Raw genomic sequence first — 23,142 nt, 5'->3', positions numbered from 1 at the left:
CGACATGGGCGACACCGGGACGCGTCGCGGGATGGACCGGACACTGCTGGACCGGGCCCTGGGGGCGGCCGGGCCGCGGCAGCCGGCCACCCGTCCCACCTGGGCCCAGTGCCGCACCGCACTGCGCCGGACACCGCTGTCGGTGTGGCACGACGACGTCACGGACTGGGCGGCGAGCCTGACGTACTACTCGGTTCTGGCGCTGCTGCCGTCGTTGATCGTCACGGTGTCGCTGATCGGCCTGGCCGATCCGGCGGCCACCGAGCAGCTCGTCGAGCAGATCAGTTCGCTGGCGCCGGCCGGGTCGGGCGGCACCGTGCACCGCGCGCTGGCCACCATGGCGCAGCAGCGCACCGCGGCGTGGGTGGTGGTGGGCGGTGCGCTGGTCAGCGCGCTGTGGTCGTCGTGCAGCTATCTGGCGGTGTTCCGCCGGGCGCTGCACGCCATGCACCGGACGAAGGACGACCGGCCGCCGTGGCGCAAGGCGCCGCGGATCCTGGCCACCGCGCTGCTGCTGATGGCGCTGCTGATCAGCAGTGCGGTGGCGCTGCTGGCGAGTGGGCCGATCGCGGCCTGGGCGGGCCGGGCGCTCGGGCTGGGCGATGCCGGTGAGGCCACCTGGAACGTGCTGAAGTGGCCGCTGCTGCTGGTCCTGGCGGCCGTGCTGGCCATGGTGCTGTTCCGGTCCGGGCCGCCGAGTTCGCGCGGGGTGCGGCGGGCGGCGCCCGGCGGCGTGGTCGCGGTGCTGCTGTGGCTGGTGTCGTCCGCGGGGTTCGCCGTCTACGTCGACTGCGTCGGCACCTTCAACCGGCTCTACGGCTCGCTGGCGGGGCCGGTGGTGTTCCTGATCTGGCTGTGGTTCTCGCACCTGTCGCTGCTGTCGGGCGCGCAGTTCAACGTGGAGCTGGCCCGGGCGGGCCGGGTGGTGAAGCCGCGCTCGGGCGACTGAGCGCGGCCCGCCCGGCGGGGCGGGCGGGTGCCGCACCGGTCAGTGCGCGCTGTGTGCCCCGGCGATCTCCTCGATGCGGCGGGCCAGTCCGAAGTCGAGGTCGGTGACCTTGCCGCCGATGCTGTGGGTGTTCACCGCGACGGTCAGCCGGTTGTAGCCCAGCGTCAGATCGGCGTGGTGGTCCAACTCCTCCTGGATGCGGGCGATGTGCATGACCATCACGGCCGCCGGGAGGTGTCCTGGGAAGTGGTAGCTGCGGCACAGCCGGTCGTCCTCGACGGACCAGCCCGGCAGCTCCGCGAGCCGTTCCTCGATCTCCTTCTCACCGAGCGGTTCCACCTGGGCCATCGCGTTCCCCTCTCACCGGTGTCGTCGTGCCGCCGCCGTGCGCGGTGACGTCCCGTCATCTGTGCCGGTTGACGGTTCCTGACAATTCGATCGTACGTCGGGCCGCCGATCGATTACCGTCATCGCCATGACGACTGTTGCGGCGCCGGCCCCGCCGGAGACGAGCGCAGGGGTGGGCGCGCTGCTGCGCGAATGGCGTGACCGGCGCCGGATCAGCCAGCTGGAGCTGGCGCTGCGCGCCGACTCCTCCGCCCGGCACATCAGCTTCATCGAGACCGGCCGCTCCCGCCCGAGCCAGGAGATGGTGCTCCGCCTGGCCGAACACCTCGACGTACCCGTACGCGAGCGCAACGCGCTGCTGATCGCCGCCGGCTACGCCCCCACCTTCCCCGAGACCCCGCTGGACGACCCCGCCATGGATGCCCTGCGCTCCGGTCTGGAACGGCTGCTGACCGGCTACGAGCCGTTCCCGGCGCTGGTGGTCGACGGGCTCTACACCGTCCAGGCGGCGAACCGCGGCATCACCATGCTGCTGGCGGACGTCGACCCGGCCCTCCTCACGCCGCCGCTGAACGCCATGCGGATCACCTTGCACCCGGGGGGCCTGGCGCCCCGCATCCGCAACTTCCTGGAATGGCGCGAGCATCTGCTCGGCCAGATGGAGCGCCAGCTGGCCCTGATGCGGTCCGCGCCGCTGCGTGCGCTCTATGAGGAGGTGAGCGGCTATCCGCTGCCTCCGGGCGGCCGCGAGCGGGCGTCCTTCGGCGGTCATGCGCCGTTCGCGTTGCCGATGATGATCGAGCACGACGGCCGGGTGCTGTCCTTCATCTCGACCATCGCCACGTTCAACACCCCGATGGATGTGACCGTTTCCGAACTCGCGGTGGAGACCTTCCTCCCCGCCGACCCGGAAACGGTCACCTATCTGCGCGAGCAGGCCGGATAACGGGCCCGCCCCTCACATGGCGGGCACCCGGTCCAGGAACCCCACCACGGTGCGGATCCGCCCGTCGTCGGCCAGCCGCACCACGTCGAAGCCGGCGACCGGCGCCGTGCCGTCCGGCGCCACCAGCTCCCAGCCGAACCGCGCCACGTCGTGGTGCCCGTCCACGTCCCCCAGCTGCCGGAAGACGAATCCCGGGAACTGCGCGTGGGCCCCGGTGATCACCGCCGCCAGTCCGTCGTGGCCGGCCACGTCGGCCAGCGGGTCGGTGTAGGTGGCCTGCCCGTCGAAGGCCGCGGCGACGGCCTTCCCGAGCGCCTCCTCCTCGGTCGCGTTCCACGCCTCGAAGTACCGTGCCACCGCGTCCGCGTACCGCTGCTGCTCCGTCATGATCTGCTCCTCGTCACGTCCGTAACCATGTGGGGATCGCGGTTCACGGGCCGGAGTGCGCCGGCCCGTGAACCGGTGCCCTCAGCTTGCCGGGCGGCGCGGCCGGGGTCGATGACGTCGGAGGTAATGGCCCTCGTCAGCGGGGGTGCGGGACGCGCAGCGGCTGCCACCAGCCGGGGTTGTCGCGGTACCAGGCGACGGTGCGCAGCAGTCCGGTGCGGAACGGCACCTCGGGGGCGTAGCCCAGCGCGCGCAGCTTGCGGTCGTCGAGGGCGTAGCGGCGGTCGTGGCCGGGCCGGTCGGCGACGTGGCGGATCCGGTCCGGGCCGGCGCCGCAGGCGTCCAGCAGCAGCTTGGTCAGGTGCAGATTGGTCAGTTCCTCGCCGCCGCCTATGTGGTAGACCTCGCCGGGGCGGCCCCGTTCCAGTACGAGGTGGATGCCGCGGCAGTGGTCGTCGACGTGCAGCCAGTCACGGACGTGCCGGCCGTCGCCGTAGAGCGGCACGGTCCCGCCGGACAGCAGGGAGGTCACGAACAGCGGGATGACCTTCTCCGGGTACTGGTACGGCCCGTAGTTGTTGCTGCAGCGGGTGATGCTCGCGTCCAGCCCGTAGGTGCGGGCGTAGGACCGGACGAGGAGGTCGGCGCTGGCCTTGGTCGCCGCGTAGGGCGAGTTGGGCAGCAGCGGGCTCTCCTCGGTCCACGCCCCGTCCTCGATGGAGCCGTACACCTCGTCGGTGGAGATCTGGACGAAGCGCGGTACGCCGGTGCGGCGCACCGCTTCCAGGAGGGTGTGGGTGCCGAGCACGTTGGTGCGGACGAAGGCGTCCGCGCCGGCTATGGAGCGGTCGACGTGGGACTCCGCGGCGAAGTTGAGCACCGCGTCGTGCCCGGGCAGCAGGTCGGCGAGCAGCGGACCGTCGCAGATGTCGCCCCGGACGAAGGTGAGGCCGGGATGGTCGCGCACCGGCGCGAGGTTGGCCGGGTTGCCGGCGTAGGTGAGCTTGTCGAGCACGGTGACCCGGACGTCCCCGGCGCCGGGGTACGCCCCGCCCAGCAGGCCGCGCACGTAGTGCGAGCCGATGAAACCGGCGGCACCGGTGACCAGCAGCCGCATCACGCTGTCCTCTCCGTCGGGGCGCCCGGGGCATTGTCCCCGGTGCGGTCACCCGGCAAGGCGCGCGGGTTCCTGGTCGTCCGTGTGGTCGGCCCCGGGGGCCGCCGGGCCGGCCGTGGGGGCCTGCCGGGTGGTGCGGCGGGCGGCCATCCAGGCGTAGACGAGGATTCCGGCGAAGAGGAACAGCACGCCCTGGTAGATCGCGGCGTAGCCGGCGCCGGCGACGAGCCAGAAGGTGAAGCCGAAGGCGGCCAGCGCGAGGGTCAGGTCGCGGGCGAAGCGGGCCGGGCGGACCCGGTCGCGGCGGCCGGTGAGGAGGAAGTAGACCTGGGCGCCGGCGGCGAGGAGGTAGGGGACGGTGGCGGAGAAGGTGGTGATCAGCACCAGGATCTGGAAGACGCCGCCGGTGCCGAGGAAGTAGTTGATGACGGTCAGCGCGCTGGCGAGGACGACGGCGGCGAGCACGCCGACGGTGGGGACACCGCGGCGCTTGATCAGGAACGGCGCGGGGAAGAGGCCGTCCTTGGCGGCGGCGTACGGCGACTGGGCGCTCATCAGCGTCCAGCCGTTGAGCGCGCCGATGATCGAGACGACGGCGGCGCCGGCGACGAGGGTGCCGCCCCAGTGGCCGCCGAACATCGCGTTCACCGCGTCCGAGAACGGCGCCGTGGAGTTCACCAGCTTGGTGTGCGCGACGGTGCCGAAGACCGCGAGGGTGCCCAGCAGGTAGACGACGGCGGCGCCGACGGTGCCGAGGACGGTGGCCCGGCCGACGTTGCGCTCCGGGTCGCGGACCTCGCCGGCGCTCATCGCCGCGGACTCCACGCCGACGTAGGAGTAGAGCAGGATCGCGGCGGCGGCGGACATGCCGCCGAGTGCGCTGCCGTGGCCGGCGTGGAACGGGCCCAGGTTGTGCGGGTCGAAGAAGAACAGTCCGACGACCGCGATGAAGAGCAGCGGGACGAACTTGAGGATCGTGGAGACCATCTGGACGGCGCCCACGTAGCGGGTGCCGGCGAAGTTGGCGAGGGCCGGGAGCCAGAGGGCGGCGAGCGCGACCAGCAGGTCGGTGCCGGCGGAGGCGTGGCCGGGGACGAGGACGTGCACGTAGCCGACGGCGGCGACCGCGAGGGCGGCGTTGCTGACCCAGGTCATGGTCCAGTACGACCAGGCCGAGAGGAAGCCGGCGAAGTCGCCGAACGCCTCGCGCGCGTAGACGTAGGGCCCGCCGGTGTCCGGGTGGCGCTCGGCGAGCCGGCCGAAGACCAGGGCGAGGGCGACCGCGCCGATGGTGAGCACGCCGAAGGCGACCAGGCTGACGGTGCCGAAGGGGGCCACGGAAGCCGGGAGGAGGAAGATTCCGCCGCCGATGATGTTGCCCATCACCAGGCAGGTGGCGGTCCCGAGACCGAAGCGGCGGGTGTGCCGGTCGTGCATGGCGTGGTGGGCCTCTCGTCGTGCGCGGTGCACCCGGGGTTACCGAGCAACGGTAATGGTCGGTGATCGAACGGCCGGGGCCCAAATCAGCGGGATTTGTGCGGCGGAGGGTGGTCCGGCGCGGCAAAACCTTCGGAGGCCGGGCCGTCGGGCCGTATTTCGTCCGCGGTGGCACCGCGCGGCCGATCCGCTCCTCGAAGGCGCGCACCGCACCGTGGCGGTGGTGGGAGCCGTCCCGCCGCGGCCCCGGCCGTACCGTCCCGTCAGCGTTCCGCCAGTACCCGGGACGCACCCACGGGCAGGTCCCACAGGTCCTCGCGGGGGCGGCCGGTCGTCTCCCAGGCGGCGCGGACCCTGCGCAGCGGTTCCAGCGGCGGCTCACCGGAGAGCAGGAACGTGGACCAGTGCATCGGCACCAGCGCGCGGGCGCCCAGATCCTGGCAGGCCCGGACCGCCTCCTCGGGGTCGGTGTGCACCGGGCGCAGCATCCAGCGCGGGTCGTAGGCGCCGATCGGCAGCAGTGACAGGTCGATGCCCGGGTAGCGGCGGCCGATCTCCTCGAACCAGTGGCCGTAGCCGGTGTCCCCGGCGAAGTGGACCCGCCGTCCGTCGGGGGCGGTGAGCAGCCAGCCGCCCCACAGGGAGCGGCAGGTGTCGGTGAGGGTGCGCTTGCTCCAGTGGTGGGCGGGGACGAAGTCGAGGCGCACCGGGCCGCCGGGTGCGGGGAGTTCGACCGCTTCCCACCAGTCGAGGTCGGTGACGTGGCGGAAGCCGCGCCGGCGGGCCCAGCAGGCCAGTCCGGCGGGCAGCAGCAGCGGGGTGTGCCGGGGCAGCCGCTTGAGGGTGGGGATGTCGAGGTGGTCGTAGTGGTTGTGGCTGATGAGGACGGCGTCGACCGGCGGCAGGTCCTCCCAGCGGACGCCGACGGGGGTGACCCGGGGCGGGGTGCCGAGGATCTTGCGGGACCAGACCGGGTCGGTCAGGAGGGTCAGGCCGGCGATCCGGATGATCCAGCTGGCGTGGCCGGCCCAGGTGAGGGCGACGGTGGTGGGGCCGGCGGCCGGCAGCGGGCCCGGCTCGAACGGCAGCTGCTGGATCTCCCGCAGCGTTTCGGGGGCCGGGCGCAGCTTGCCCTCGCGGGCGATCCGGGCCAGCGCGCGGACGCCGGGCAGCGGGGCGGTCAGCCGGTCGGTGAAGTCCCGGGGCCAGGTGCGGGTTTCGCCCAGCGGGCGGGGCTCGGCCAGAGGCGGCGGGGTGTCGGTGACCGGTGCCGGGGCGGTGACCGGTGCCGGGGCGGTGACCGGTGCCGGGGCGGTGCCGGGGTCCGCCGGCCCGCCCGGTCCGGCGCCGATGCCGCCCCGGTGGTCGGCGGACTGCTCGGCGAGGGAGCGCTCGGTCTGTTCGGTCATCGAGGGGCTCCATTCGGTGGACAGAACCGGGGCGGTTCACAACGGGGTCGGGGCGCGCAGGGCCGGTGGATCAGCCGTCCCCGGCGGCCGTGAGCGCGGCCAGGGCGCGCGAAAGGGCGGTCAACGCCTCGGTGATGTGCGGGAGTTGCAGCGGGTCGGGGGCGTCCAGGACGCGTTGCCGCAGCTCCTGGTCGGCGCCCAGCAGGGCCTCGGCGCCCAGCCGGACCCGCAGCGCGCCCGGATCGTCGCCGAAGCGGTGTCCGCCGCGCGCCGCCCAGGGCGCCAACTCCCGTTCCAGCGCGGTGGATTCGACGATGCCATGGGTGGTGAGGGGGCGCCGCAGCGGTTCCAGGTCGGCGTAGAGGTGACTGCCGGCGCGCGGCGGCCGGCAGAGGGCGCCCGCCTCGGTGAGGACGTGGTGGAGGGCGGTGGTGAGCACGCTGTGGATCCGGGCGACGGTGGCCGTCCGGGCCCGTACGGTGTCGGGCTCGCCGAGCGCATGGGTCACGGCGCAGGCGAGCGGGCCCGGAAGCGGGGTGCGGAGCTCGGCGAGCACCTCCAGGGTGGCGGTGCGCAGCTCGGCGCCCCGGCGGGTGTCCGGGAAGCGGGCCAGCGCGGCGGGCCAGGAGGCGGGCAGCAGGGTGGCGCGCAGGTCCGTGATCACCACGACCTCGCCGGGCAGCATCTCGGCGGGGCTGAGCAGCACGGTGTCGTGCGGTTCGTGCAGCAGGTCGCGGCGGGTCTCGTCGCTGAGGACCCACAGCCCCTCTTCGGCCGCCGCCTCGCACACCTCGTGCAGCTGCTCGGGCGCGGGGCAGGTGCCGGTCGGGTCGTCAGGGACGGAGAGCACCAGCACCCGCGGGGGGTCGCCGTGCCCGCGGGCCCGGCGGACGGTCTCCAGCAGCGCGAACGGGTCGGGCAGCCCACCGGACTCCGCGGGCACCGGCGCCCGGTGCACCGCCCGGCCGAGCAGCCGGGCGGGCGGTGCGTACGACTCCGAGCAGGGCCGGGGCAGGACCACGGCGCCGTCGGCGGCGGCGTACAGCGCGAGCAGCAGCGGGGTCGCCCCGGGTGCGGCGAGGATCTGGCCGGGGCCGGTGGCCAGGCCGCGGCGTTCCCAGTGGCCGGCGGCGGCGGTGCGCAGCGGGGCGCCGCCCCCGGGGGGTTCGGCGTCGGTACGGCCGGCGGCCGCGGCGAGGTGCGCGGCGAGGTCCGGCAGGACCGGCAGGCCCACCGGAGGGTCCGGGTCCGGCTCAGGCCGCGGATCGGGGGCGGTCCGCTGCATCCGTACCTCCACTCCACGACGGCGGGTCGATCGTGGGCCCATCACATGATGGGCGGCCCCGTCCACCTTCGCAGATCGCGCCGGTGCCGCCCGGGGGCGACACGTCGCGGGGACGGGTGGTGATCCCCGGGGGGCGTCAGGACGCCGCGGCCTTGGTGGTGCCGAGCTGGCCTTCGGTGGGGCTGCAGTCGGTGTCGCCCCGGGTCACGGTCACCGCGTTCACCCGGCTGGTCGGGACCATGACCAGCTGCGGCGCGATCGCGCGGCCGGTCTTGGGGTCGTAGGAGGGCTCGGCGAGATAGGTCCAGTCGCTGGCCGCACCGATGAAGTAGGCATCCAGTTCGTAACCCGCCCCGCAGGCCCGCGCGTCGTAGAGCGGCAGACTCGCCGACCAGGCCACCGCGCCCGGGACGGCCGTCAGCATCATCGCGGTCGTACATGCCGCGATCCAGACACCGGGCTGGGCTTCCCGGTAGCGGCGCATCTTCCGCAGTGCGGTGGCGAGGAACGCCGCCGCCGGGAGGAGCACGATCTCCGCCAGGACGATCATCCAGCGCGCACGGGCCGTCCCGGCGTGGATCAGGGCGACGGTTCCCGGAACCGCCAACAACGCGGTCAGCAGGACGAAAGCGGATCGCGGCGCCCGCTCGAAGAGCACGGTGAGTCCGCGGCGCAGCCGCGAGTGGCCCGGCAGGACCAGTCTCGGGAGCAAGTAGCCGACCACGGCGAACGCCAGGGCGGGGAGCAGGACCGAAGAGGCCGCGATCTCCTGGAGCACCTCACGGGGCAGCTGGCTGAGCACCAGTCCCCACCAGAACCCGTGCACCTTCATCCGTGCCGCGAGCGCCACGATGCCGGCCACGTAGATCAACACCGCGGACACCGTGAGCATCGCCGCGGCGCCGCCCAGCAGCCCTCGTGTGCTGAGCACCGCACCGGCCTCCGGGCCCGGTGCCGCCTTCTCGGAATCTGCCATGACTCATCGGTGTGCCGGGCCGTTCGGGCACACACCCGCCGGGGCGCGGAAACACCCGATCAGCGAGGCGGGAACGCGGGGAGCCCACGCCTCGCCGGCCCGACCCGCTCGTAGCGGTGCACCGTCACCCTCTCCCCCGCTCCCCAGTCCTGCTGCCCGGTGGCGTGGCGGACCCAGCCGCGCCGCTCGTAGAGGGCGATGGCCGCGGTGTCGGTGGCCTTCACCTCCAGTACGGGGCGCAGTCCGCGGGCCGCCGCGGCGTTCTCGACGGCGCCGAGCAGGCGTCCGCCGTGGCCCGCGCCGCGGGCGCCGGGGGCGACGTAGAGGCGGCTGACCTCGCGTCCGCACAGCGCGCCGTGGCCGACGATCCGGCCGGCCGACAGGGCGACCCAGGCGGCGGTCAGTCCGTCGGGGGTCAGCCAGCGCGCCGGGTCGTCCGGCCAGTGGTGGGGATATCCGCTGTGCGCGTGCACCTCGGCCAGTACGGCCGTGCAGGCGTCGAGGTCGGTGGCCCGTCGTCTCCTCAGCACCGGATGATGGAAGCACAGTTCCGGTCGGGAGGGGGTAGGAGGTGCCGCATGCGAACGCTCCTGAGCAAACTCGACCGGCGGACCTTCGACCTGATCGCCACCCGCGAGTGGCCCGGGGCCCAGCGGGTGCTGCCCCGGCTGACCCGCAGCGCCGATCATGGGGTGCTGTGGTTCGGGATCGCGGCGGGCGCGGTGGCACTGGGCGGACGGCCGGCGCGGCGGGCAGCGCTGCGCGGGGTGGCGTCCCTGGCCGTCGCCTCGGCCACGGTGAACACGCTCGGCAAGCGCTCGGTGCGCCGGCAGCGTCCGCTGCTGGACGCGGTGCCGGTGATACGGCAGCTGACCCGCCAGCCGTTCACCTCCTCCTTCCCGTCCGGGCACGCCGCCTCGGCGGCGGCCTTCGCGACCGGGGTGTTCTTCGAGAACAAGTGGTGGGGCCTGGCGCTGGCGCCGGTCGCCGTCTCGGTGGCGTTCTCCCGCATCTATACGGGCGTGCACTATCCGGGTGATGTGCTGGCGGGTGCCGCACTGGGCGCGGGGGCGGCGTTCGCGGTACGGGGGCTGGTACCGACCCGCGCCCAGCTGGCGCCGCCGGCCCGGCCGCGTGCGGAGGCGCCCGCGCTGCCCGGCGGCCGGGGGCTGGTGGTGGTGGCGAACCCGGGCTCCGGGCAGCGCACGGGCCAGCGCCCGGACCGGGCCGCCGAGGTGCACGCGGTGCTGCCGGAGGCCGAGGTGATGGTGTGCGACGGGCCGGAACGGCTGCCGCTGGAGGAGGCGCTGGAGGCCGCCGCGGAGCGGGCCCGGGAGCTGGGCGGCGCGCTGGGGGTGGTCGGCGGGGACGGCACGGTCAACGCGGCGGCGGCGGTCGCGGTGCGGCACGGGCTGCCGCTGGCGGTGCTGCCCGGCGGTACCGCCAACCACTTCGCGTACGACCTGGGGATCGAGAGCTTCGCGGAGGCGGCGCGGGCCGTGCAGAGCGGGGAGGCGGTCGCGGTCGACCTGGCGCGCTTCCGGACCGGCCCACACCGGGAGGGGCACTATTTCCTCAACACCTTTTCGGTGGGCGTCTATCCGGAGCTGGTGCGGATCCGGGAACACTGGGCGGGCCGGATCGGTGCCTGGCCGGCGGGGGTGCTCGCGGCGTGGGAGGTGCTGCGCTCCGCGGAACCGATGTCGGTGCGGATCGGCGGCGAACGGCGCTCGGTCTGGCTGCTGTTCGTGGGCAACTGCCAGTACCGGGGGCTGGGTTTCGCACCGGTGCGCCGGCACGACCTGGCGGACGGGGTGCTCGACGTACGGGTGGTGCACGGCGGCCGGCTGGCCCGCACCCGGCTGCTCGCGGCGGCCCTGATGGGCACTCCGCGCCGCTCGCCGGTGCTCGGCGAGGCGCGGCTGCCGCGGCTGCGGATCGGCGGGCTCGGGGACACCGCGGCGGTCGCGTACGACGGTGAAGTGGCCATGTCCGGCGGCGAGTTGACGCTGGAGAAGGAGCGCGAGGCGCTGACGGTGTATCGACTGCTGCCCGACTGAGCGACGCCTCGGCCACGGTGGACCCGGACACCCGGCCGGATCACATCATGAGACGGGACTCTCAAGATACGAGATCGACGCGTACCGTGGGTGCCACACCGACGCAGGCGAAGGAGTGCCCCCATGCCGCAGGAGTCCGCCGTCTACACGCACGGCCACCACGAGTCCGTACTGCGCTCCCACACCTGGCGCACCGCGGCCAACTCGGCCGGGTATCTGCTGGATTCGCTGAAGCCGCACATGCGGGTCCTGGACATCGGCTGCGGGCCCGGCACGATCACCGCCGATCTGGCCGCGCTGGTGCCGGACGGTCAGGTCACCGGGCTGGAGCGGGCGCCGGAGGTACTGGACCAGGCACGTGCCACCGCCGCCGCACGCGGGGCCGACAACGCCCGGTTCGTGGTCGGCGACGTCCACGCACTGGACTTTCCCGATGACACGTTCTGCGTGGTGCACGCCCATCAGGTGCTGCAGCACGTGGGTGATCCCGTCCAGGCGCTGCGGGAGATGCGCCGGGTGACCAGGCCGGGCGGGATCGTGGCCGTCCGCGATTCGGACTACTCGGCGATGACCTGGTACCCGGAGGTCCCCGGCATGGCCGACTGGAGGCAGCTGTATCTGCGGGTGGCCCGGGCGAACGGCGGCGAGCCGGACGCCGGGCGCCGGCTGCACGCCTGGGCCCGGCAGGCCGGCTTCGCCCCGGAGGCGATCACCGCCACCACGGGCACCTGGTGCTACCGGACGCCTGAGGAGCGGTCCTGGTGGAGCGAACTGTGGGCGGACCGCACGGTCAGCTCGTCGTACGCCCGGATCGCGGTGGACGGCGGGCACGCCACACCGGCCGACCTGCGGCGGATCGCGGAGGCCTGGCGGGCCTGGGGAGCCGAGGAGGACGGCTGGTTCGGCATCCTGCACGGCGAGATCCTGTGCCGGGTCTGAGCGCGGTCCCGTCCTCGGCCGCCGGGCCGGGGACGGCACCTCCGGGAGGTCGCACCGTCCCGGTGCGGGTGCGCATCGGGGTGCGGACGGTCCGATCACGGTCAGGTGATCGCGCACCGGCCGGGGCCCAACTAGGGTGGTTCATATGGACATTCTGGGGACCTCGCTGCGGGTGTGCGTCGGTGATCTCAATGCCGCGATCGGCGTCTACGAACGACTGACGGGCGCGGAGGCGATCCGCTTCCAGCGCGGCGGTGTGTCGGTCGCGGCCGTCGGCTGCTTCTTCCTGATGAGCGGCCCCGAGGCGGAGTTGTCGGTGCTGCGGAAGATCACCGCGACCCTCGCCGTGGCGGACGTGGACGAGGCGGTGGCCGATCTGACGGCGGTCGGCGCGGACATCATCGCCGGGCCGCTGCCGACGCCGATCGGCCGGAACGTGGTGGCCCGTCATCCGGACGGTTCGATCTTCGAGTACGTCGACCGCAAACAGGCCGCGGGAGCCTGACGGACTCCCCCGGCGGCCTGCTCCCCGTCCGGCGCACCCGCTCGGGACGGCCTCTTTCAGGCTTCCTCAGGCTCTCTCAGGGCACCTCCAGGACGATCTTGCCGCGGGCCCGTCCCGCCATGCTCCGCCGCAGCGCCTCGGGCGCCTCGGAGAGCGGGTACACCGCGTCGACCGCCACGGTCAGCTTCCCGGCGTCCGCGAGGGCGCCGAGGGCGGTCAGGGCGTCACTGTCCGGGCGCACCCACACCAGATGGCCGCCCTTCTCCTTGACCTCGCCGTCGGCGATGGACGCCACCCGGCCGCGGTCCTTGAGGAGTTCCTGCGAGACGTCCACCACGCCGCCGCCGACGAAGTCCAGGGCCACGTCGATGCCGTCGGGTGCCAGCGCCCGCACCCGGTCGGCGAGCCCGTCGCCGTAGGTGACCGGCTCGGCGCCGAGGGACCGCAGGAAGTCGTGGTTGCGCTCGCTGGCCGTGCCGATGACGCGGAGGCCCTGGGCGACGAGGATCTGCACGCCGAGCGAGCCGACACCGCCCGCGGCGGCGTGCACCAGGGCGGTCTCGCCCGCCTTGGCGCCGACCCGCGCGGCGGCCTGATAGGCCGTCAGTCCGGCGAGCGGCAGCCCGGCGGCCTGCTGCCAGCTGAGCGCGGCCGGCTTGCGCGCCAGGGTCCGCACCGGCGCGGCGACCAGCTCGGCGTACGTGCCGTGCTGGAGGTCGTCCTTGCGGACGTAGCCGATGACCTCGTCACCGACCTCGTACTCGGGGACATCCGCGCCGACCGCCTCGACCACGCCCGCCACGTCCCAGCCGGGGATGAGCGGGAAGTGGACGTTCAGCATCGGGTCGAGGTAGCCCGCGAGGACCTTCCAGTCCACCGGATTGACCCCGGCCGCCCGGACCCGGATCAGGACCGAGTCCGGGGCCACCTTCGGGTCGGGGAGGTCGGAGTACGTGAGGACGTCGGGGTCGCCGTAGCGCTGTGTGCTGATTGCCTTCATGACCGGGCACAACACGGGACGGTCCGGGATCATTCCGGACCCGCGCACACGTTCACCGGATCGGCGTACGGGTCCGGCGCACCCGTAGGGAGGCCGGCTACACCGGCCGCATCCGGTACTCGTAGGCGTCCGGGAGCGGATGCGCGGACCGGGCCCTGGCGCGTACCTCGTCGGTGACCGGTCCGCCGGCCGCGGTCAGCCGCTCGGCGATCGCGCACCAGGTGTCGCTGAGCGTCTCGTCGCCCTCCCGCAGATCGGCGATCTCGAAGCCGGCATCGAAGACCTCCCGGGCCGCGTCCGGCCGGTCCTGGGCGAGCAGGACCTGGGCGGTCAGCAACCGGAAGCGGCCCTCGGCGGCGACGCGCTCCGGCAGCGCGGCCAGCAGCCGTGCGGCCTCCTCGGTACGGCCGGCGGTGAGCAGTGCGGGCACCGCCTCCCGGACGAGGGCGGGCAGGGCGGCACGCCAGGTACGGGCGGCCGGACCGTCCGCGGCGGCCGCCGCGGCCACGGCGGCGCAGGCCTGCGCGTACCGGTCGGCGGCCCGCGCCGGTTCGCCCGCCGCGGCCTCGGCGACGGCCAGGCAGTAGAGCGGCAGGACGCACGCCTCGGGCCGGCGGGGCAGGACGCCTGCCTCGGGGGCGGTGGCACCGCGCCCGCGCTTCCCGGCTCCTGCCTCGGTGGCGGTGGCACGGCCCAGGCCCCCACCGCCCTGCCCGATCGCCCGTTCCCAGCTGCGGACCGCCTGGGCGCGGTCGCCGGCCTGCCACTGGGCGAGGCCGAGGTGGTAGTCGGTGGCCGGGCCCGGCGGGGCGGACTCCAGCAGGTCGCGCCAGGCCGGGGCGGTCGGCGCCGGGCCGGGCAGCGGGCCGCCGGGCGGCAGTTCACCGGTCCTCAACAGGACCAGCCACGGCTCCTGTTCGGGCCCGAGGGTGGCCGGGTCGAACGGCGTACCGGGCAGCGTGAAACCGGCCCGGGCCGCCTCCAGCGCACCCCAGCCCGACCCGGTGGCCAGCGCTTCCTTCGGCTCCCGGTCGGCGTACGGCAGCCAGGCCGCGTACGCCGCGTCGACGTCCGCCCGCGGCAGGGCCACCTCCAGCCCGGCGGCGACCGCCTCCCGGGCCGCCGCCCAGTCCGCACCGTGCACCACCGCGGCATCGGCGGCCAGCGGCCCGTACGCCTCCAGCCAGGTGAAGGCACCGCCGGCGTCCAGGGGCACGTGCTCCAGCTGGGTACGGGCGAGTCCGGCCTGGATCTCGGCGTAGCCGCCGGTGCCCGGCTCGGTGAGCCACTGCTGCCAGCGCCGCCCGGCCCGGCCCGTGCCCCACCGGAAGAGCTTGCGGCCGCGCAGCACGTCGGTGGACGTCTGGACCAGGCCCCGGCCGGCCGCGTCGAGCGAGGTGATCCAGCGGCGGGCACCGTCGGGCACCTCGTAGAAGTAGTCGGCCGGGAATTCACTGCTCCCCGGGTACGTGCGGTCGGCGCCGTCCGATTCCGGGACCGGGACCCGGCGCAGGGTCCGCTCGTAGCCGAAGAGCCAGGCCTCGTCGGCGGGCGCCAGGACGCGGGTGCCCGCCTCTTCGGGGACCGCGATGTTGGACCACCAGTACACGGGCACGGTGTGGTGGTGCGGGTTCCGGATCCGTACGCCCACGTGGAGGAAGTCGGAGCCGTCCGGCAGCCACAGGTCCACCTGGAAGGGCAGATCGCGCAGCCGCTCCCATTCCCACAGCCGGAGCATCTCACCGCCGTCCGGCGCCGGGACCCGGGCAGCGTGCAGAGGGGCGCAGGAGAGGGTGGTGTGGCCGGTGGCACCGATGTTCCATTCGATGCCACCGGAGAACCACGCGCCGTTGAGGGCGAACGCGGCGGGCTGCAACACCGGGTTCCGGTAGAGCAGTTCGCGGTCGGTGGGCTTGTGGTGCAGGGAGTACACCCGGCCGCCCAGAGCGGGCAGGACGGTGGCGCGCAGCCGGTCGTTCTCGATGACCAGGGCGTCGAGGTCGGTGCTGCGGCGGTCCCGGCCGTATCCGTCGCGCCGCGCGACCGGCAGGAGCGACGTCAGCGGCCGGTATCCGATCTGGCGCGCCATGTCGGCGGGCAGCCCGGCGTCCCGGGGGATGTGGACACGGTGGAGGTCGTGGCCGCCTTGGAGGGCGGGGAGGGGGTTGTCCGGACCGAGGGGGGCGGCGGGAAGGGTCAGGGTGGTGCGTCGCACGCTCGTGGCCACGGCTGCCTCGCAGGGGGGACCGGCCACCTCGGCTTCGGCGGCCTCCTGTTGACCATGGAACCGCCTCCTCGCCGGTCTGGACAGGGCTTCTTCCGGCCCGCGGGGTCAGGGTTACGCAAAGGAAGGCCTCGGGAACGGTGCGATGCCGCCCCGGGAACGGTGCGATGCAATCGCATCGGAAAATCAGGAGCGCCGGCGGAGGCGGCCGCATAGCCTGGCGCTCCACCCCCAGCCTCCACCCCCAGCTCCACCCCCACTGACGCAGCGACAGGAGACGCGAGGACCATGGCGACCCAGCACACCTACCGGGTGATCGTCCGCGGCAAATGGGACGGCCTGACGGCCGCGTCCCGGGCGAAGCTGCTCGCCGAGGCCGGCCAACACGGGCTGTCGCAGTACAAGTTCACGCCCGAGGGTGCGCTGGCCTACGACGCCGCGCTGCACTCGTTCAGCTACCGCTGCGTCATCGTCTCGGACGCCGCGGACGGCGAGGAGATGGCGGCCGCCCTCGGCGAGGAGAAGGCGGAAGCAGCGCTGACCGCGGCCGGCCTCGGGTACCGCGACCTGCGGTCCACGGTCACCGACATGGACACCATGAAGATCAACCGCAAGTCCCGGTGAACGGGGGCCGAACGGGAGCTGGGGCGGACTCGGGCCCGGGCCCGGACTCGCGCTCCGACTCGGGCTCGGACCAGCGCTCCGGCTCGGACTCGGGCTCGGTGAAGCGCAGCCGGGTGCGGAGGACCGGCACCGTGCGGCCGAAGGTCACGGCCGTGGTGGGCACCGGCGTTACGTGGCCGGTGCCCCGTCCGTGACCATCTCACTGGTGATCGCCCAGCGTTCGTGGTCGCGCCAGGCGCCGTCGATGAAGAGGAAGTCCGGGGAGAACCCCTCGCGACGGAAGCCGGCGCGCCGGACGAGGGCGAGCGAAGAGGCGTTCTCCGGCTGGATGTTGACCTCCAGCCGGTGCAGGCCCAGCGCGCCGAAGGCATGGTGGAGCACCAGGCGCAGCCCCTCGCTCATCAGGCCTCGGCCGGCGGCGTGCGCGAAGGCGCCGTAGCCGATCGCACCGCAGCGGAAGGCGCCGTGCACGATGTTGTTGATCGTGAGGTAGCCCGCGATCCGGCCGGTGGTGAGCTCGCAGATCAGGAAGCCCTCGCGCTGGGGTTCCTGCAGCCTGAGCAGATAGGCGTCAAAGGCGGCGGCGTCGGTCGGCGGGTGGAGCCACGGCCGGTGCAGCTCGGCGCTGGCGCGCGCCCCGGCGGTGAACTCGTCCCGGTCGGCGGCGGTGAAGGGCCGGATGCCCACCCGCGGTCCGCGCGCGAGGTAGCGGTGGTTGATCGTCACCGGCAAATCGTACGGACGGCCGCACGGTACGGCCAGCGATTACGGGCAGCGCCACACCCTCGGCGCCGCCTCTCGGCGTCCCGCCCTCAGCACCACCTCTCAGCGCCACACCGGGGCGTCCGCGCCCACCCGGCCGGGCGGGGTCGCCCAGGTGTCCGGCGCGCCGTCGAAGCAGACCGGCGGCAGGGCGTGACGCAGCCGGCCGAGCGGACCGACGGTCTCCCGGAGGTGGTCCGCCGGGTCGTACCCACGGTCGCCGGGCTCCGCGGCACCGGCCGGCGGCCGCCCGGGCCCGTTCCTGAGTCCGTCCTCCGCCTTCCCCTCCCCCCTCCCCTTCCCATCGGTGCCCCCGCTCCCGTCGCCCTCCGACAGGTCGTGCATCAGCCAGTGGGCGGTGCGGGCCAGGGAGAGGGTGGCGAGGAACGGGCCGCCGGTGCGGGTCTGTTCGGTCAGTGCGCGGAGTACGGCGGCGGCCAGCAGATAGCCGGTGCCGTGGTCGAGGGCCTGGGCGGGGAGCGCGCCGGGGGTCCCGTCCGGGCCCGCCTCGACGGCGGCGATGCCGGTGGCCACCTGCACCAGGCTGTCGAAGCCGCGCCGCCCGCCCCAGGGGCCGTCGTCGCCCCACGCGGAGAGGCGGGCCACCACCAGCCCCGGGCGGCGGGCGGCCAGCTCCCCGGGGGCCAGGCCGAAACGGTCGAGGGCGCCCGGGCGGTAGCCGGTGACCACGACGTCGGCGCGGGCGAGCAACTCCTCGAAGGTGGCCCGGCCGGCGGCCGAGCCGAGGTCGAGGGCGGTGGACCGCTTGCCGAATCCGGTGTCGCTGTGCGCGTCCTGGCTCTCCGGCAACTGCGGTGCGTCGATGCGCAGCACGTCCGCGCCGAGCAGGGCGAGGGTGCGGGTGGCGACCGGGCCGGCGATCACCCGGGTCAGGTCTAGGACCCGCAGACCGGCGGCGGGCCGCACCGGGTGCCCCACGAGCGGCGGCAGGACGCGCGGCGGTCCACCGGCGTCGAGCGGGCCCAGGGTCAGCAGCGGACGGGCGGCCACCGCCGCGCCCTGCGGATGCCGCGCCCACTGCCCGGGCGTACGCGCCGCGACGGCCAGCCCGCCGGCCGCGTACACGGTCTCCTCGATCTCCTCGGCCGCGCGCCCGGCCAGCTCGGCCTCGACCTCCGGGGCCCCGGCACCGTCCGGCAGACCGAGCGCCCGGAGCAACCGGGCGCGGTGGTGCGGGTAGTTGGCGTGGGTACGCACCCAGCCGTCGGCGGCCCGCCAGAAGCGGGACAGCGGCGCGAACGCCGGCGCCGGACGGCCGTCGATCCGGAGGTGGCGTTCACTGACGAAGGCGGTGGCGACCGCCCCGTCGTCGACGCGTACGGCGGGTACCGGGCCGCCGCGGCGGGCCGCCGCCAGCTCGGCCGCGGCGAGCGCGCACACGGCCACCGTGCCCCGTGCCAAGGTGCCCACCGCAAGCCGCGCCGGCAGCAGACCGCCCGGTCCGCGGTACGCGACCCGCTCGATCAGCCCCGGCTCACCTCCGAGCGCCGCCCACGCCGAAGCGGTGCCGCGCCCGCCCCCCTCACCCTGTCGTTGCCCCATACAGGCAGTCTGCCACGGCCCCCGCGACCCGCCGGAACCTACTGCGGCCGGCTCCGGGCCCCGCCGGCGCCGCCCACCCCCGTGTGGCCGCGCCGCCGGTGCCCCCGCCGTCAACTCCGCGCGCGCCCGCCCCCCGTGACGTGCGCGTGCGGACTCAGGTCCCTCCGTAGGCGACCGATCTTCACCGGTTCACCACCGATCGGCCGAGGCCCGCCTCGTGTCCGTCGTCGTACCAGGACGCCGGCGAGAGGTCGGTGGGCTCCGGTGGTTCGGTGGCCCCGCCAAGGTCGGCTGCCGCCGCGAGGGCCCCGTAGCGCAGGTCCCAGTCGTGCGCGCTGCGGGTGTCCGGTGGCACGAGGCGGTCCCCCTCTCGGAGGTAGGTCAGCAGCCTCTCGTGCGGAGAGGACTGACGTTCACTCATGGATGCTCCCCATTTCGGATGTGCAGGACCGGGGCGGGATAGGTCCCACCCTGAAGCCGCGTTGACGCACGGCCTCGGGGCGGGATCCAGCCCGGCAGGCGGCGCCGGGACGGTGGGCGGGCGGCGGCCGCCAAGGTGCGGCCGCCGGGAGCCCGTGGCCTACGCCGGTTCCAGGTCCTCGTCCTCCCGCCAGAACTTCGCCTTCGCCTCGGCCGCGGCCAGCTGCCGGCTCACCGTCGCCGAGGAGATCTCCAGCAGTTCCGCGATCTCGGTGCCCTTCAGGCCCCAGACGTGGGTGAGCTCCCAGACCGCCGCCTGCCGCTCGTCGGCGATCGCCGCCTTCACCGACTCCAGCAGCTCCAGGTATTCGAGGCCGGCGGCCGGGTCCGGGCCGAACCGCCGCCCGTGCTCAGGTGGTTCGTCGTACGGCCGCTCGCCCGAGGAGCTCTTGCGCCAGTGGTCGCGGAGCTTGTTGCGGGCCACCACGGTCGCGAAGACCAGGACCGGCTTCTCGAACCTCGTGCCCTTGCGGAACTCCTGGAAGATGGCGATGCACACCTCCTGGGTGATGTCCTGGGCCAGGTGGTAGTCGTGGGTGACCCGCGTGACCGAGGCGATCAGCCGCGGCTCGACGGTACGCAGCGCCTCCATCAGCTCGGCCTCGCGCTCCTTGGACAGCCGGCGGGGTGACTCCGCGGAGTCGCTTCCGCCCCCTGAGAGCTGCCTCATGTGTCGTCCCTCTCCGCTGACCGGGTACCGCTCGGGGGTCCCGGGCTCCCTGGAAGGACGGGACGGGGGCCGGAAGTTTTTCATCGGGCCGGGATGAAAATTCCGGCCGCCCCGGCGGGACTTGACGGTATGGACACTCGCACCGCACTCGCCCTCGTGCTCGGCGGCCTCGCCGTCTACCTCGCCTACGTCAACCCGGTGCTCGGCGCCGCCCTGGGCATCGGCGTCGTGGTGGTCACCTTCCTGCTCACGCTCCTGGAGAAGTAGCCCGGCCGCTCAGGTCCGCACCGCCGCCTCCCGCTCGGCCGCGGTCGGGGCGGCGAGGGCCAGGCGGCGGTGGATGCGGCGGAGCATCGTGCGGGCCATGAAGGGGTGGACGCGGCGGACCACCGCGAAGTAGAGCCGGCCGGCCGTGTTGTGAATGCGGACGACCGTGCCGAGGGTGACGGTGCCGTCCGCGACCAGGAGCGAGGCGCGGAAGTCGAGGTGCCGGGCGTCCTCGCCGAGCAGCAGCTCCTGGTCCGTCCGGCCGACGACCGGGAAGGGGGCGCCGCGCAGTACGCCCTGCCACTCCTCCGGGGCGTCCGGCAGGCCGGGCCGGAGATCCAGCTGCCAGGCGTCCTCGAAGTCGGTGCGCGGGAAGGCCCGGCGCGCGAGCCGCGCGGCGGCGGGCAGTTCGACCGCCCGGGCGCGGTCCCACGCCAGGCGGTGCAGCAGGCGGATCCACGGGGAGCGGCGGGGTGGCGGTATCCGCCGTCCCGCGGCGGCCCGTTCGATGTTGTCGAAGAGCTCCTGGACGACGGTGCGGTGCATCGCACGGATCGCGACGGTCCACAACAGCCTCCGGACGGGCGGGAGTTGTGCCTCCAGGAGGTGTTCCACGCGGCAGCGGTCGGGGCCGTCGGGGCGGACGGTGACCTCGTGCCGGCCGCGGCTGCCGTCGGTGAAGTCGAAGCGGATGCGGCGGCCGGGCTCGTACGCGCCGACGCGGTAGCGGACGAAGCCGTGGCCGCCGTCCGCGCCGACGCCCAGCGGGCGGTCGAAACGCATCGGGGGCCAGGCCGGCGCGGGGAAGAGCGGGTCGTGGTCGCTGCCGAGCCGGTCGAGCAGGGCGCCGACGGTCTCGGCCGGGGCCTGGACGGTGCGGGAATGGACGTCGCGAACGGTACGCACGGAGCACCTCCATACGGTGGCGTATGTTTTACCGTACGGTAGCGTATGGACATGGCACGACAGCAGCGGGTGAAGGAATCCGGCGGCGTCCCCCGGCAGCGGCTGACCGCGCAGGACTGGGCCGACGCCGCCCTCGCGGCCATCGGCGAGGGCGGTCTCGCGGCGGTGGCCGTGGAGCCGCTGGCCGCCCGGCTCGGCACGACGAAGGGCAGCTTCTACTGGCACTTCGCCAACCGGGAGGCGCTGGTCGAGGCCGCCCTGGAGCGCTGGGAGCAGCTCGGCACGGAGGCCGTGATCACCGAGGTCGAGGCCGAGCCGGACCCCGGCGAGCGGCTGCGCCGGCTGCTGCTGCACGCCGCGAACCGGTCCGCCGAGGACCCCTTGGAGGTCTCCCTGCTCGCGACCGCGGCGCAGCCCAGGGTCGCGGCCGCACTGGCCCGGGTCACCGAACGGCGGATCGGCTACGTCGCCTCGCTCTTCGCGGAGCTGGGCTTCCCCGAGGAGGAGGCGCGCCGGCGCGGACTGCTGGCGTACACCGCCTACCTCGGGCACACCCAGCTGGCGCACGCCGTCCCGCGGAGCCTGCCGGACGCGGCCGCGCGCGAGCACTATCTGGACGACGTGATCGACATGCTGGTGCGTCCGCTGTGACGGCTGGCAGGAGGAGGTACCGGTGCCCGAACTCGACCGAAGATGAACCAAGTTGGCCGATCTACGCGTAGACGCGCCATGTGCCCGAGGCATGAAGTGGAGATCAGCGCGGCGAATACGGCGCGCAGGTGCGTTGACATCCCACACCCGAGTGGTTCGAGTCCACTCCAACCCCCCTCGCCCGGGAGGCATGTCGTGACCGAAGCCATTTCCTACTTCCAGGACCGCACCTGTCCCTACCACCCACCCAGTGCCTACCAGCCGCTCCGGGAGGCCGGACCGCTGACGCAGGTGACCTTCTACGACGGCCGCAAGGTATGGGCGGTCACCGGCCACGCCGAGGCGCGGGCGCTGCTGAGCGACCCGCGGCTGTCGGCCGACCGGCAGAACCCGGCCTTTCCGATCCCCTTCGAGCGGTTCGCGGCGATCCGCCGGGTCCGCACCCCGCTGATCGGGGTGGACGACCCGGAGCACAACACCCAGCGCCGGATGCTGATCCCCAGCTTCAGCGTCAAGCGGACCGCCGCGCTGCGGCCGGAGATCCAGCTGATCGTCGACGAGCTGATCGACCGGATGCTGGAACAGGGCCCGCCGGCCGAGTTGGTCTCGGCGTTCGCGCTGCCGGTCCCCTCGATGGTGATCTGCGCGCTGCTCGGCGTCCCGTACGCCGACCACGAGTTCTTCGAGGAGGAGTCCCGCCGCATCCTGCGCGGCCGCTCGGCCGAGGAGGCGGAGGACGCCCGGGCCAAGCTGGAGGAGTACTTCGCCGGGCTGATCGCCGACAAGGAGAAGCGCCCGGGCGACGGACTGCTCGACGAGCTGATCGAGGACCGGCTCCGGGCCGGCGCCCTGGAACACGACGAGCTGGTCCGGCTCGCCATGATCCTGCTGGTGGCCGGCCACGAGACCACCGCCAACATGATCTCGCTCGGCGTCTTCACACTGCTCGAACACCCCGAGCAGCTGGCGCAGTTGAAGTCCGAGGAGAGCCTGATGCCGACCGCGGTGGAGGAGCTGCTGCGGTTCCTGTCCATCGCCGACGGCCTGCTGCGGGTGGCGAAGGAGGACATCGAGGTCGGCGGTCAGCTGATCCGCGCCGACGACGGCGTGCTGTTCCCGGCGTCCCTGATCAACCGCGACGAGAACACCTACCCCGCGCCCGACCGGCTGGACTTCGGGCGGTCCGCCCGGCACCACGTCGCGTTCGGCTTCGGCATCCACCAGTGCCTGGGCCAGAACCTCGCCCGGGCGGAGCTGGAGATCGCGCTCCGTTCGCTGTTCACCCGGATCCCGGATCTGCGACTCGCCGTACCGGCTGCCGAGATTCCGTTCAAACCGGGGGACACTCTCCAAGGCATGATCGAACTGCCGCTGGCCTGGTAGCGGCCATGGCGGCGGACGAACGAAAGGGGTCCGGCATGCGGATCACCATCGACCAGGACGTGTGTATCGGCGCCGGCCAGTGCGCCCTGACCGCCCCCGCGGTGTTCGACCAGGACGACGACGGCTTCGGCCTGGTGCGTCCCGGCCGCGAGGACGGCGCCGGCGACCCGCTGGTACGGGAGGCCGCCCGGGCCTGCCCCGTGCAGGCCATCACGATCACGGACGACTGAGCCGACACCCGTCCACCCCCTCCG

25 protein-coding genes are annotated in these 23,142 nt (G+C 74.0%); 10 read left to right on the top strand and 15 right to left on the bottom strand.

Annotated features, from left to right (window positions below; genetic code table 11):
- The first annotated feature begins 4 nt into the window (after nucleotides 1-4).
- Nucleotides 5-949, top strand: a complete 945-nt coding sequence (locus IG62_RS0124390) for a YihY/virulence factor BrkB family protein (protein WP_037839189.1) — start codon at nucleotides 5-7, stop codon at nucleotides 947-949.
- A gap of 39 nt (nucleotides 950-988) precedes the next feature.
- Here IG62_RS0124390 and IG62_RS0124385 read toward each other — a convergent pair whose 3' ends face one another.
- On the bottom strand, nucleotides 989-1,297 hold the full coding sequence (locus tag IG62_RS0124385) for a 4a-hydroxytetrahydrobiopterin dehydratase (protein ID WP_030807135.1): 309 nt from the start codon (nucleotides 1,295-1,297) through the stop codon (nucleotides 989-991).
- 127 nt (nucleotides 1,298-1,424) lie between these two features.
- Here IG62_RS0124385 and IG62_RS0124380 point away from each other — a divergent pair, with 127 nt between their 5' ends.
- Nucleotides 1,425-2,243 (top strand): helix-turn-helix domain-containing protein, encoded by an 819-nt coding sequence (locus tag IG62_RS0124380; protein ID WP_030807132.1) that lies wholly within the window; start codon nucleotides 1,425-1,427, stop codon nucleotides 2,241-2,243.
- A 12-nt stretch (nucleotides 2,244-2,255) separates the two neighbouring features.
- On the opposite strand, the gene IG62_RS0124375 is transcribed toward IG62_RS0124380, so the two are convergent.
- The 7 genes from IG62_RS0124375 to IG62_RS42195 all read right to left on the bottom strand — a co-directional run bounded on the left by IG62_RS0124375 (nucleotide 2,256) and on the right by IG62_RS42195 (nucleotide 9,384).
- Nucleotides 2,256-2,630: a nuclear transport factor 2 family protein gene (locus IG62_RS0124375; RefSeq protein ID WP_030807129.1), complete on the bottom strand. Its 375-nt coding sequence runs from the start codon at nucleotides 2,628-2,630 to the stop codon at nucleotides 2,256-2,258.
- A 136-nt stretch (nucleotides 2,631-2,766) separates the two neighbouring features.
- Nucleotides 2,767-3,747, bottom strand: a complete 981-nt coding sequence (gene rfbB, locus IG62_RS0124370; protein WP_030807126.1) for a dTDP-glucose 4,6-dehydratase — start codon at nucleotides 3,745-3,747, stop codon at nucleotides 2,767-2,769.
- Nucleotides 3,748-3,795: 48 nt separating this feature from the next.
- Nucleotides 3,796-5,184: an amino acid permease gene (locus IG62_RS0124365; protein WP_030807123.1), complete on the bottom strand. Its 1,389-nt coding sequence runs from the start codon at nucleotides 5,182-5,184 to the stop codon at nucleotides 3,796-3,798.
- 263 nt (nucleotides 5,185-5,447) lie between these two features.
- A complete protein-coding gene (locus IG62_RS0124360; RefSeq protein WP_030807120.1) occupies nucleotides 5,448-6,593 on the bottom strand; it encodes an MBL fold metallo-hydrolase in 1,146 nt (381 codons plus the stop codon).
- Between the two features lie 70 nt (nucleotides 6,594-6,663).
- Nucleotides 6,664-7,878 (bottom strand): aminotransferase class I/II-fold pyridoxal phosphate-dependent enzyme, encoded by a 1,215-nt coding sequence (locus tag IG62_RS0124355; RefSeq protein WP_037839185.1) that lies wholly within the window; start codon nucleotides 7,876-7,878, stop codon nucleotides 6,664-6,666.
- Between the two features lie 136 nt (nucleotides 7,879-8,014).
- Nucleotides 8,015-8,854: a hypothetical protein gene (locus tag IG62_RS0124350; protein WP_030807114.1), complete on the bottom strand. Its 840-nt coding sequence runs from the start codon at nucleotides 8,852-8,854 to the stop codon at nucleotides 8,015-8,017.
- 59 nt (nucleotides 8,855-8,913) lie between these two features.
- Nucleotides 8,914-9,384 (bottom strand): GNAT family N-acetyltransferase, encoded by a 471-nt coding sequence (locus IG62_RS42195; RefSeq protein WP_051798513.1) that lies wholly within the window; start codon nucleotides 9,382-9,384, stop codon nucleotides 8,914-8,916.
- A gap of 48 nt (nucleotides 9,385-9,432) precedes the next feature.
- On the opposite strand from IG62_RS42195, the gene IG62_RS0124340 reads away from it, so the two are divergent.
- The 3 genes from IG62_RS0124340 (at nucleotide 9,433) to IG62_RS0124330 (ending at nucleotide 12,358) form a co-directional block, all read left to right on the top strand.
- The gene (locus tag IG62_RS0124340) at nucleotides 9,433-10,914 is read left to right on the top strand and encodes a bifunctional phosphatase PAP2/diacylglycerol kinase family protein (RefSeq protein ID WP_030807111.1); all 1,482 of its coding nucleotides are present in this window, start codon (nucleotides 9,433-9,435) and stop codon (nucleotides 10,912-10,914) included.
- Between the two features lie 123 nt (nucleotides 10,915-11,037).
- Nucleotides 11,038-11,853 carry a methyltransferase domain-containing protein gene (locus IG62_RS0124335; protein ID WP_030807108.1) on the top strand — a complete coding sequence of 272 codons (816 nt, stop codon included), beginning with the start codon at nucleotides 11,038-11,040 and terminating at the stop codon, nucleotides 11,851-11,853.
- Nucleotides 11,854-11,998: 145 nt separating this feature from the next.
- Nucleotides 11,999-12,358 (top strand): VOC family protein, encoded by a 360-nt coding sequence (locus tag IG62_RS0124330; RefSeq protein ID WP_030807105.1) that lies wholly within the window; start codon nucleotides 11,999-12,001, stop codon nucleotides 12,356-12,358.
- 76 nt (nucleotides 12,359-12,434) lie between these two features.
- Here the strand turns inward: IG62_RS0124330 and IG62_RS0124325 are convergent, their stop codons facing one another.
- Nucleotides 12,435-13,358 (bottom strand): NADP-dependent oxidoreductase, encoded by a 924-nt coding sequence (locus IG62_RS0124325; RefSeq protein ID WP_030807102.1) that lies wholly within the window; start codon nucleotides 13,356-13,358, stop codon nucleotides 12,435-12,437.
- Nucleotides 13,359-13,455: 97 nt separating this feature from the next.
- Entirely contained in the window at nucleotides 13,456-15,585 is a 2,130-nt protein-coding gene (locus IG62_RS0124320; protein WP_030807099.1) for a DUF5107 domain-containing protein, read from the bottom strand.
- A gap of 285 nt (nucleotides 15,586-15,870) precedes the next feature.
- Between IG62_RS0124320 and IG62_RS0124315 the strand changes: the two genes are divergently transcribed.
- Nucleotides 15,871-16,206 carry a DUF6204 family protein gene (locus tag IG62_RS0124315; protein WP_030807096.1) on the top strand — a complete coding sequence of 112 codons (336 nt, stop codon included), beginning with the start codon at nucleotides 15,871-15,873 and terminating at the stop codon, nucleotides 16,204-16,206.
- A 168-nt stretch (nucleotides 16,207-16,374) separates the two neighbouring features.
- Here IG62_RS0124315 and IG62_RS0124310 read toward each other — a convergent pair whose 3' ends face one another.
- The 4 genes from IG62_RS0124310 to IG62_RS0124295 all read right to left on the bottom strand — a co-directional run bounded on the left by IG62_RS0124310 (nucleotide 16,375) and on the right by IG62_RS0124295 (nucleotide 19,681).
- Nucleotides 16,375-16,932, bottom strand: coding sequence for a GNAT family N-acetyltransferase (locus IG62_RS0124310; protein ID WP_030807093.1), 558 nt, complete (start codon nucleotides 16,930-16,932; stop codon nucleotides 16,375-16,377).
- A gap of 99 nt (nucleotides 16,933-17,031) precedes the next feature.
- Nucleotides 17,032-18,531 carry a CoA transferase gene (locus IG62_RS0124305; RefSeq protein ID WP_030807090.1) on the bottom strand — a complete coding sequence of 500 codons (1,500 nt, stop codon included), beginning with the start codon at nucleotides 18,529-18,531 and terminating at the stop codon, nucleotides 17,032-17,034.
- A gap of 181 nt (nucleotides 18,532-18,712) precedes the next feature.
- Nucleotides 18,713-18,952, bottom strand: a complete 240-nt coding sequence (locus IG62_RS0124300) for a hypothetical protein (RefSeq protein ID WP_030807086.1) — start codon at nucleotides 18,950-18,952, stop codon at nucleotides 18,713-18,715.
- 159 nt (nucleotides 18,953-19,111) lie between these two features.
- Nucleotides 19,112-19,681, bottom strand: a complete 570-nt coding sequence (locus IG62_RS0124295; protein ID WP_030412943.1) for an RNA polymerase sigma factor — start codon at nucleotides 19,679-19,681, stop codon at nucleotides 19,112-19,114.
- Between the two features lie 129 nt (nucleotides 19,682-19,810).
- Here IG62_RS0124295 and IG62_RS47910 point away from each other — a divergent pair, with 129 nt between their 5' ends.
- Nucleotides 19,811-19,948 (top strand): hypothetical protein, encoded by a 138-nt coding sequence (locus IG62_RS47910; RefSeq protein WP_199812519.1) that lies wholly within the window; start codon nucleotides 19,811-19,813, stop codon nucleotides 19,946-19,948.
- 9 nt (nucleotides 19,949-19,957) lie between these two features.
- On the opposite strand, the gene IG62_RS0124285 is transcribed toward IG62_RS47910, so the two are convergent.
- Nucleotides 19,958-20,854 (bottom strand): DUF2867 domain-containing protein, encoded by an 897-nt coding sequence (locus IG62_RS0124285; protein WP_030807083.1) that lies wholly within the window; start codon nucleotides 20,852-20,854, stop codon nucleotides 19,958-19,960.
- A 45-nt stretch (nucleotides 20,855-20,899) separates the two neighbouring features.
- Between IG62_RS0124285 and IG62_RS0124280 the strand changes: the two genes are divergently transcribed.
- The 3 genes from IG62_RS0124280 to IG62_RS0124270 all read left to right on the top strand — a co-directional run bounded on the left by IG62_RS0124280 (nucleotide 20,900) and on the right by IG62_RS0124270 (nucleotide 23,118).
- Entirely contained in the window at nucleotides 20,900-21,505 is a 606-nt protein-coding gene (locus IG62_RS0124280; protein WP_030807080.1) for a TetR/AcrR family transcriptional regulator, read from the top strand.
- A gap of 195 nt (nucleotides 21,506-21,700) precedes the next feature.
- A complete protein-coding gene (locus tag IG62_RS0124275) occupies nucleotides 21,701-22,888 on the top strand; it encodes a cytochrome P450 (RefSeq protein ID WP_030807076.1) in 1,188 nt (395 codons plus the stop codon).
- Nucleotides 22,889-22,923: 35 nt separating this feature from the next.
- Entirely contained in the window at nucleotides 22,924-23,118 is a 195-nt protein-coding gene (locus tag IG62_RS0124270) for a ferredoxin (RefSeq protein ID WP_030807073.1), read from the top strand.
- Nucleotides 23,119-23,142: the final 24 nt, after the last annotated feature.

This window comes from Streptomyces sp. NRRL S-337 (assembly GCF_000720175.1).
Taxonomy (GTDB): Bacteria; Actinomycetota; Actinomycetes; order Streptomycetales; family Streptomycetaceae; genus Streptomyces; species Streptomyces siderophoricus.
Note: the sequence above shows the minus strand (reverse complement) of the source record. Positions and strands in the feature narration are given on the sequence as shown.

Coding starts and splice junctions, on each gene's coding strand:
- IG62_RS0124390 (WP_037839189.1), top strand. CDS start 5: ATGGGCGACACCGGGACGCGTCGCGGGATGGACCGGACACTGCTGGAC.
- IG62_RS0124385 (WP_030807135.1), bottom strand. CDS start 1,297: ATGGCCCAGGTGGAACCGCTCGGTGAGAAGGAGATCGAGGAACGGCTC.
- IG62_RS0124380 (WP_030807132.1), top strand. CDS start 1,425: ATGACGACTGTTGCGGCGCCGGCCCCGCCGGAGACGAGCGCAGGGGTG.
- IG62_RS0124375 (WP_030807129.1), bottom strand. CDS start 2,630: ATGACGGAGCAGCAGCGGTACGCGGACGCGGTGGCACGGTACTTCGAG.
- rfbB (WP_030807126.1), bottom strand. CDS start 3,747: ATGCGGCTGCTGGTCACCGGTGCCGCCGGTTTCATCGGCTCGCACTAC.
- IG62_RS0124365 (WP_030807123.1), bottom strand. CDS start 5,184: ATGCACGACCGGCACACCCGCCGCTTCGGTCTCGGGACCGCCACCTGC.
- IG62_RS0124360 (WP_030807120.1), bottom strand. CDS start 6,593: ATGACCGAACAGACCGAGCGCTCCCTCGCCGAGCAGTCCGCCGACCAC.
- IG62_RS0124355 (WP_037839185.1), bottom strand. CDS start 7,878: ATGCAGCGGACCGCCCCCGATCCGCGGCCTGAGCCGGACCCGGACCCT.
- IG62_RS0124350 (WP_030807114.1), bottom strand. CDS start 8,854: ATGGCAGATTCCGAGAAGGCGGCACCGGGCCCGGAGGCCGGTGCGGTG.
- IG62_RS0124340 (WP_030807111.1), top strand. CDS start 9,433: ATGCGAACGCTCCTGAGCAAACTCGACCGGCGGACCTTCGACCTGATC.
- IG62_RS0124335 (WP_030807108.1), top strand. CDS start 11,038: ATGCCGCAGGAGTCCGCCGTCTACACGCACGGCCACCACGAGTCCGTA.
- IG62_RS0124330 (WP_030807105.1), top strand. CDS start 11,999: ATGGACATTCTGGGGACCTCGCTGCGGGTGTGCGTCGGTGATCTCAAT.
- IG62_RS0124325 (WP_030807102.1), bottom strand. CDS start 13,358: ATGAAGGCAATCAGCACACAGCGCTACGGCGACCCCGACGTCCTCACG.
- IG62_RS0124315 (WP_030807096.1), top strand. CDS start 15,871: ATGGCGACCCAGCACACCTACCGGGTGATCGTCCGCGGCAAATGGGAC.
- IG62_RS0124305 (WP_030807090.1), bottom strand. CDS start 18,531: ATGGGGCAACGACAGGGTGAGGGGGGCGGGCGCGGCACCGCTTCGGCG.
- IG62_RS0124300 (WP_030807086.1), bottom strand. CDS start 18,952: ATGAGTGAACGTCAGTCCTCTCCGCACGAGAGGCTGCTGACCTACCTC.
- IG62_RS0124295 (WP_030412943.1), bottom strand. CDS start 19,681: ATGAGGCAGCTCTCAGGGGGCGGAAGCGACTCCGCGGAGTCACCCCGC.
- IG62_RS47910 (WP_199812519.1), top strand. CDS start 19,811: ATGGACACTCGCACCGCACTCGCCCTCGTGCTCGGCGGCCTCGCCGTC.
- IG62_RS0124280 (WP_030807080.1), top strand. CDS start 20,900: ATGGACATGGCACGACAGCAGCGGGTGAAGGAATCCGGCGGCGTCCCC.
- IG62_RS0124270 (WP_030807073.1), top strand. CDS start 22,924: ATGCGGATCACCATCGACCAGGACGTGTGTATCGGCGCCGGCCAGTGC.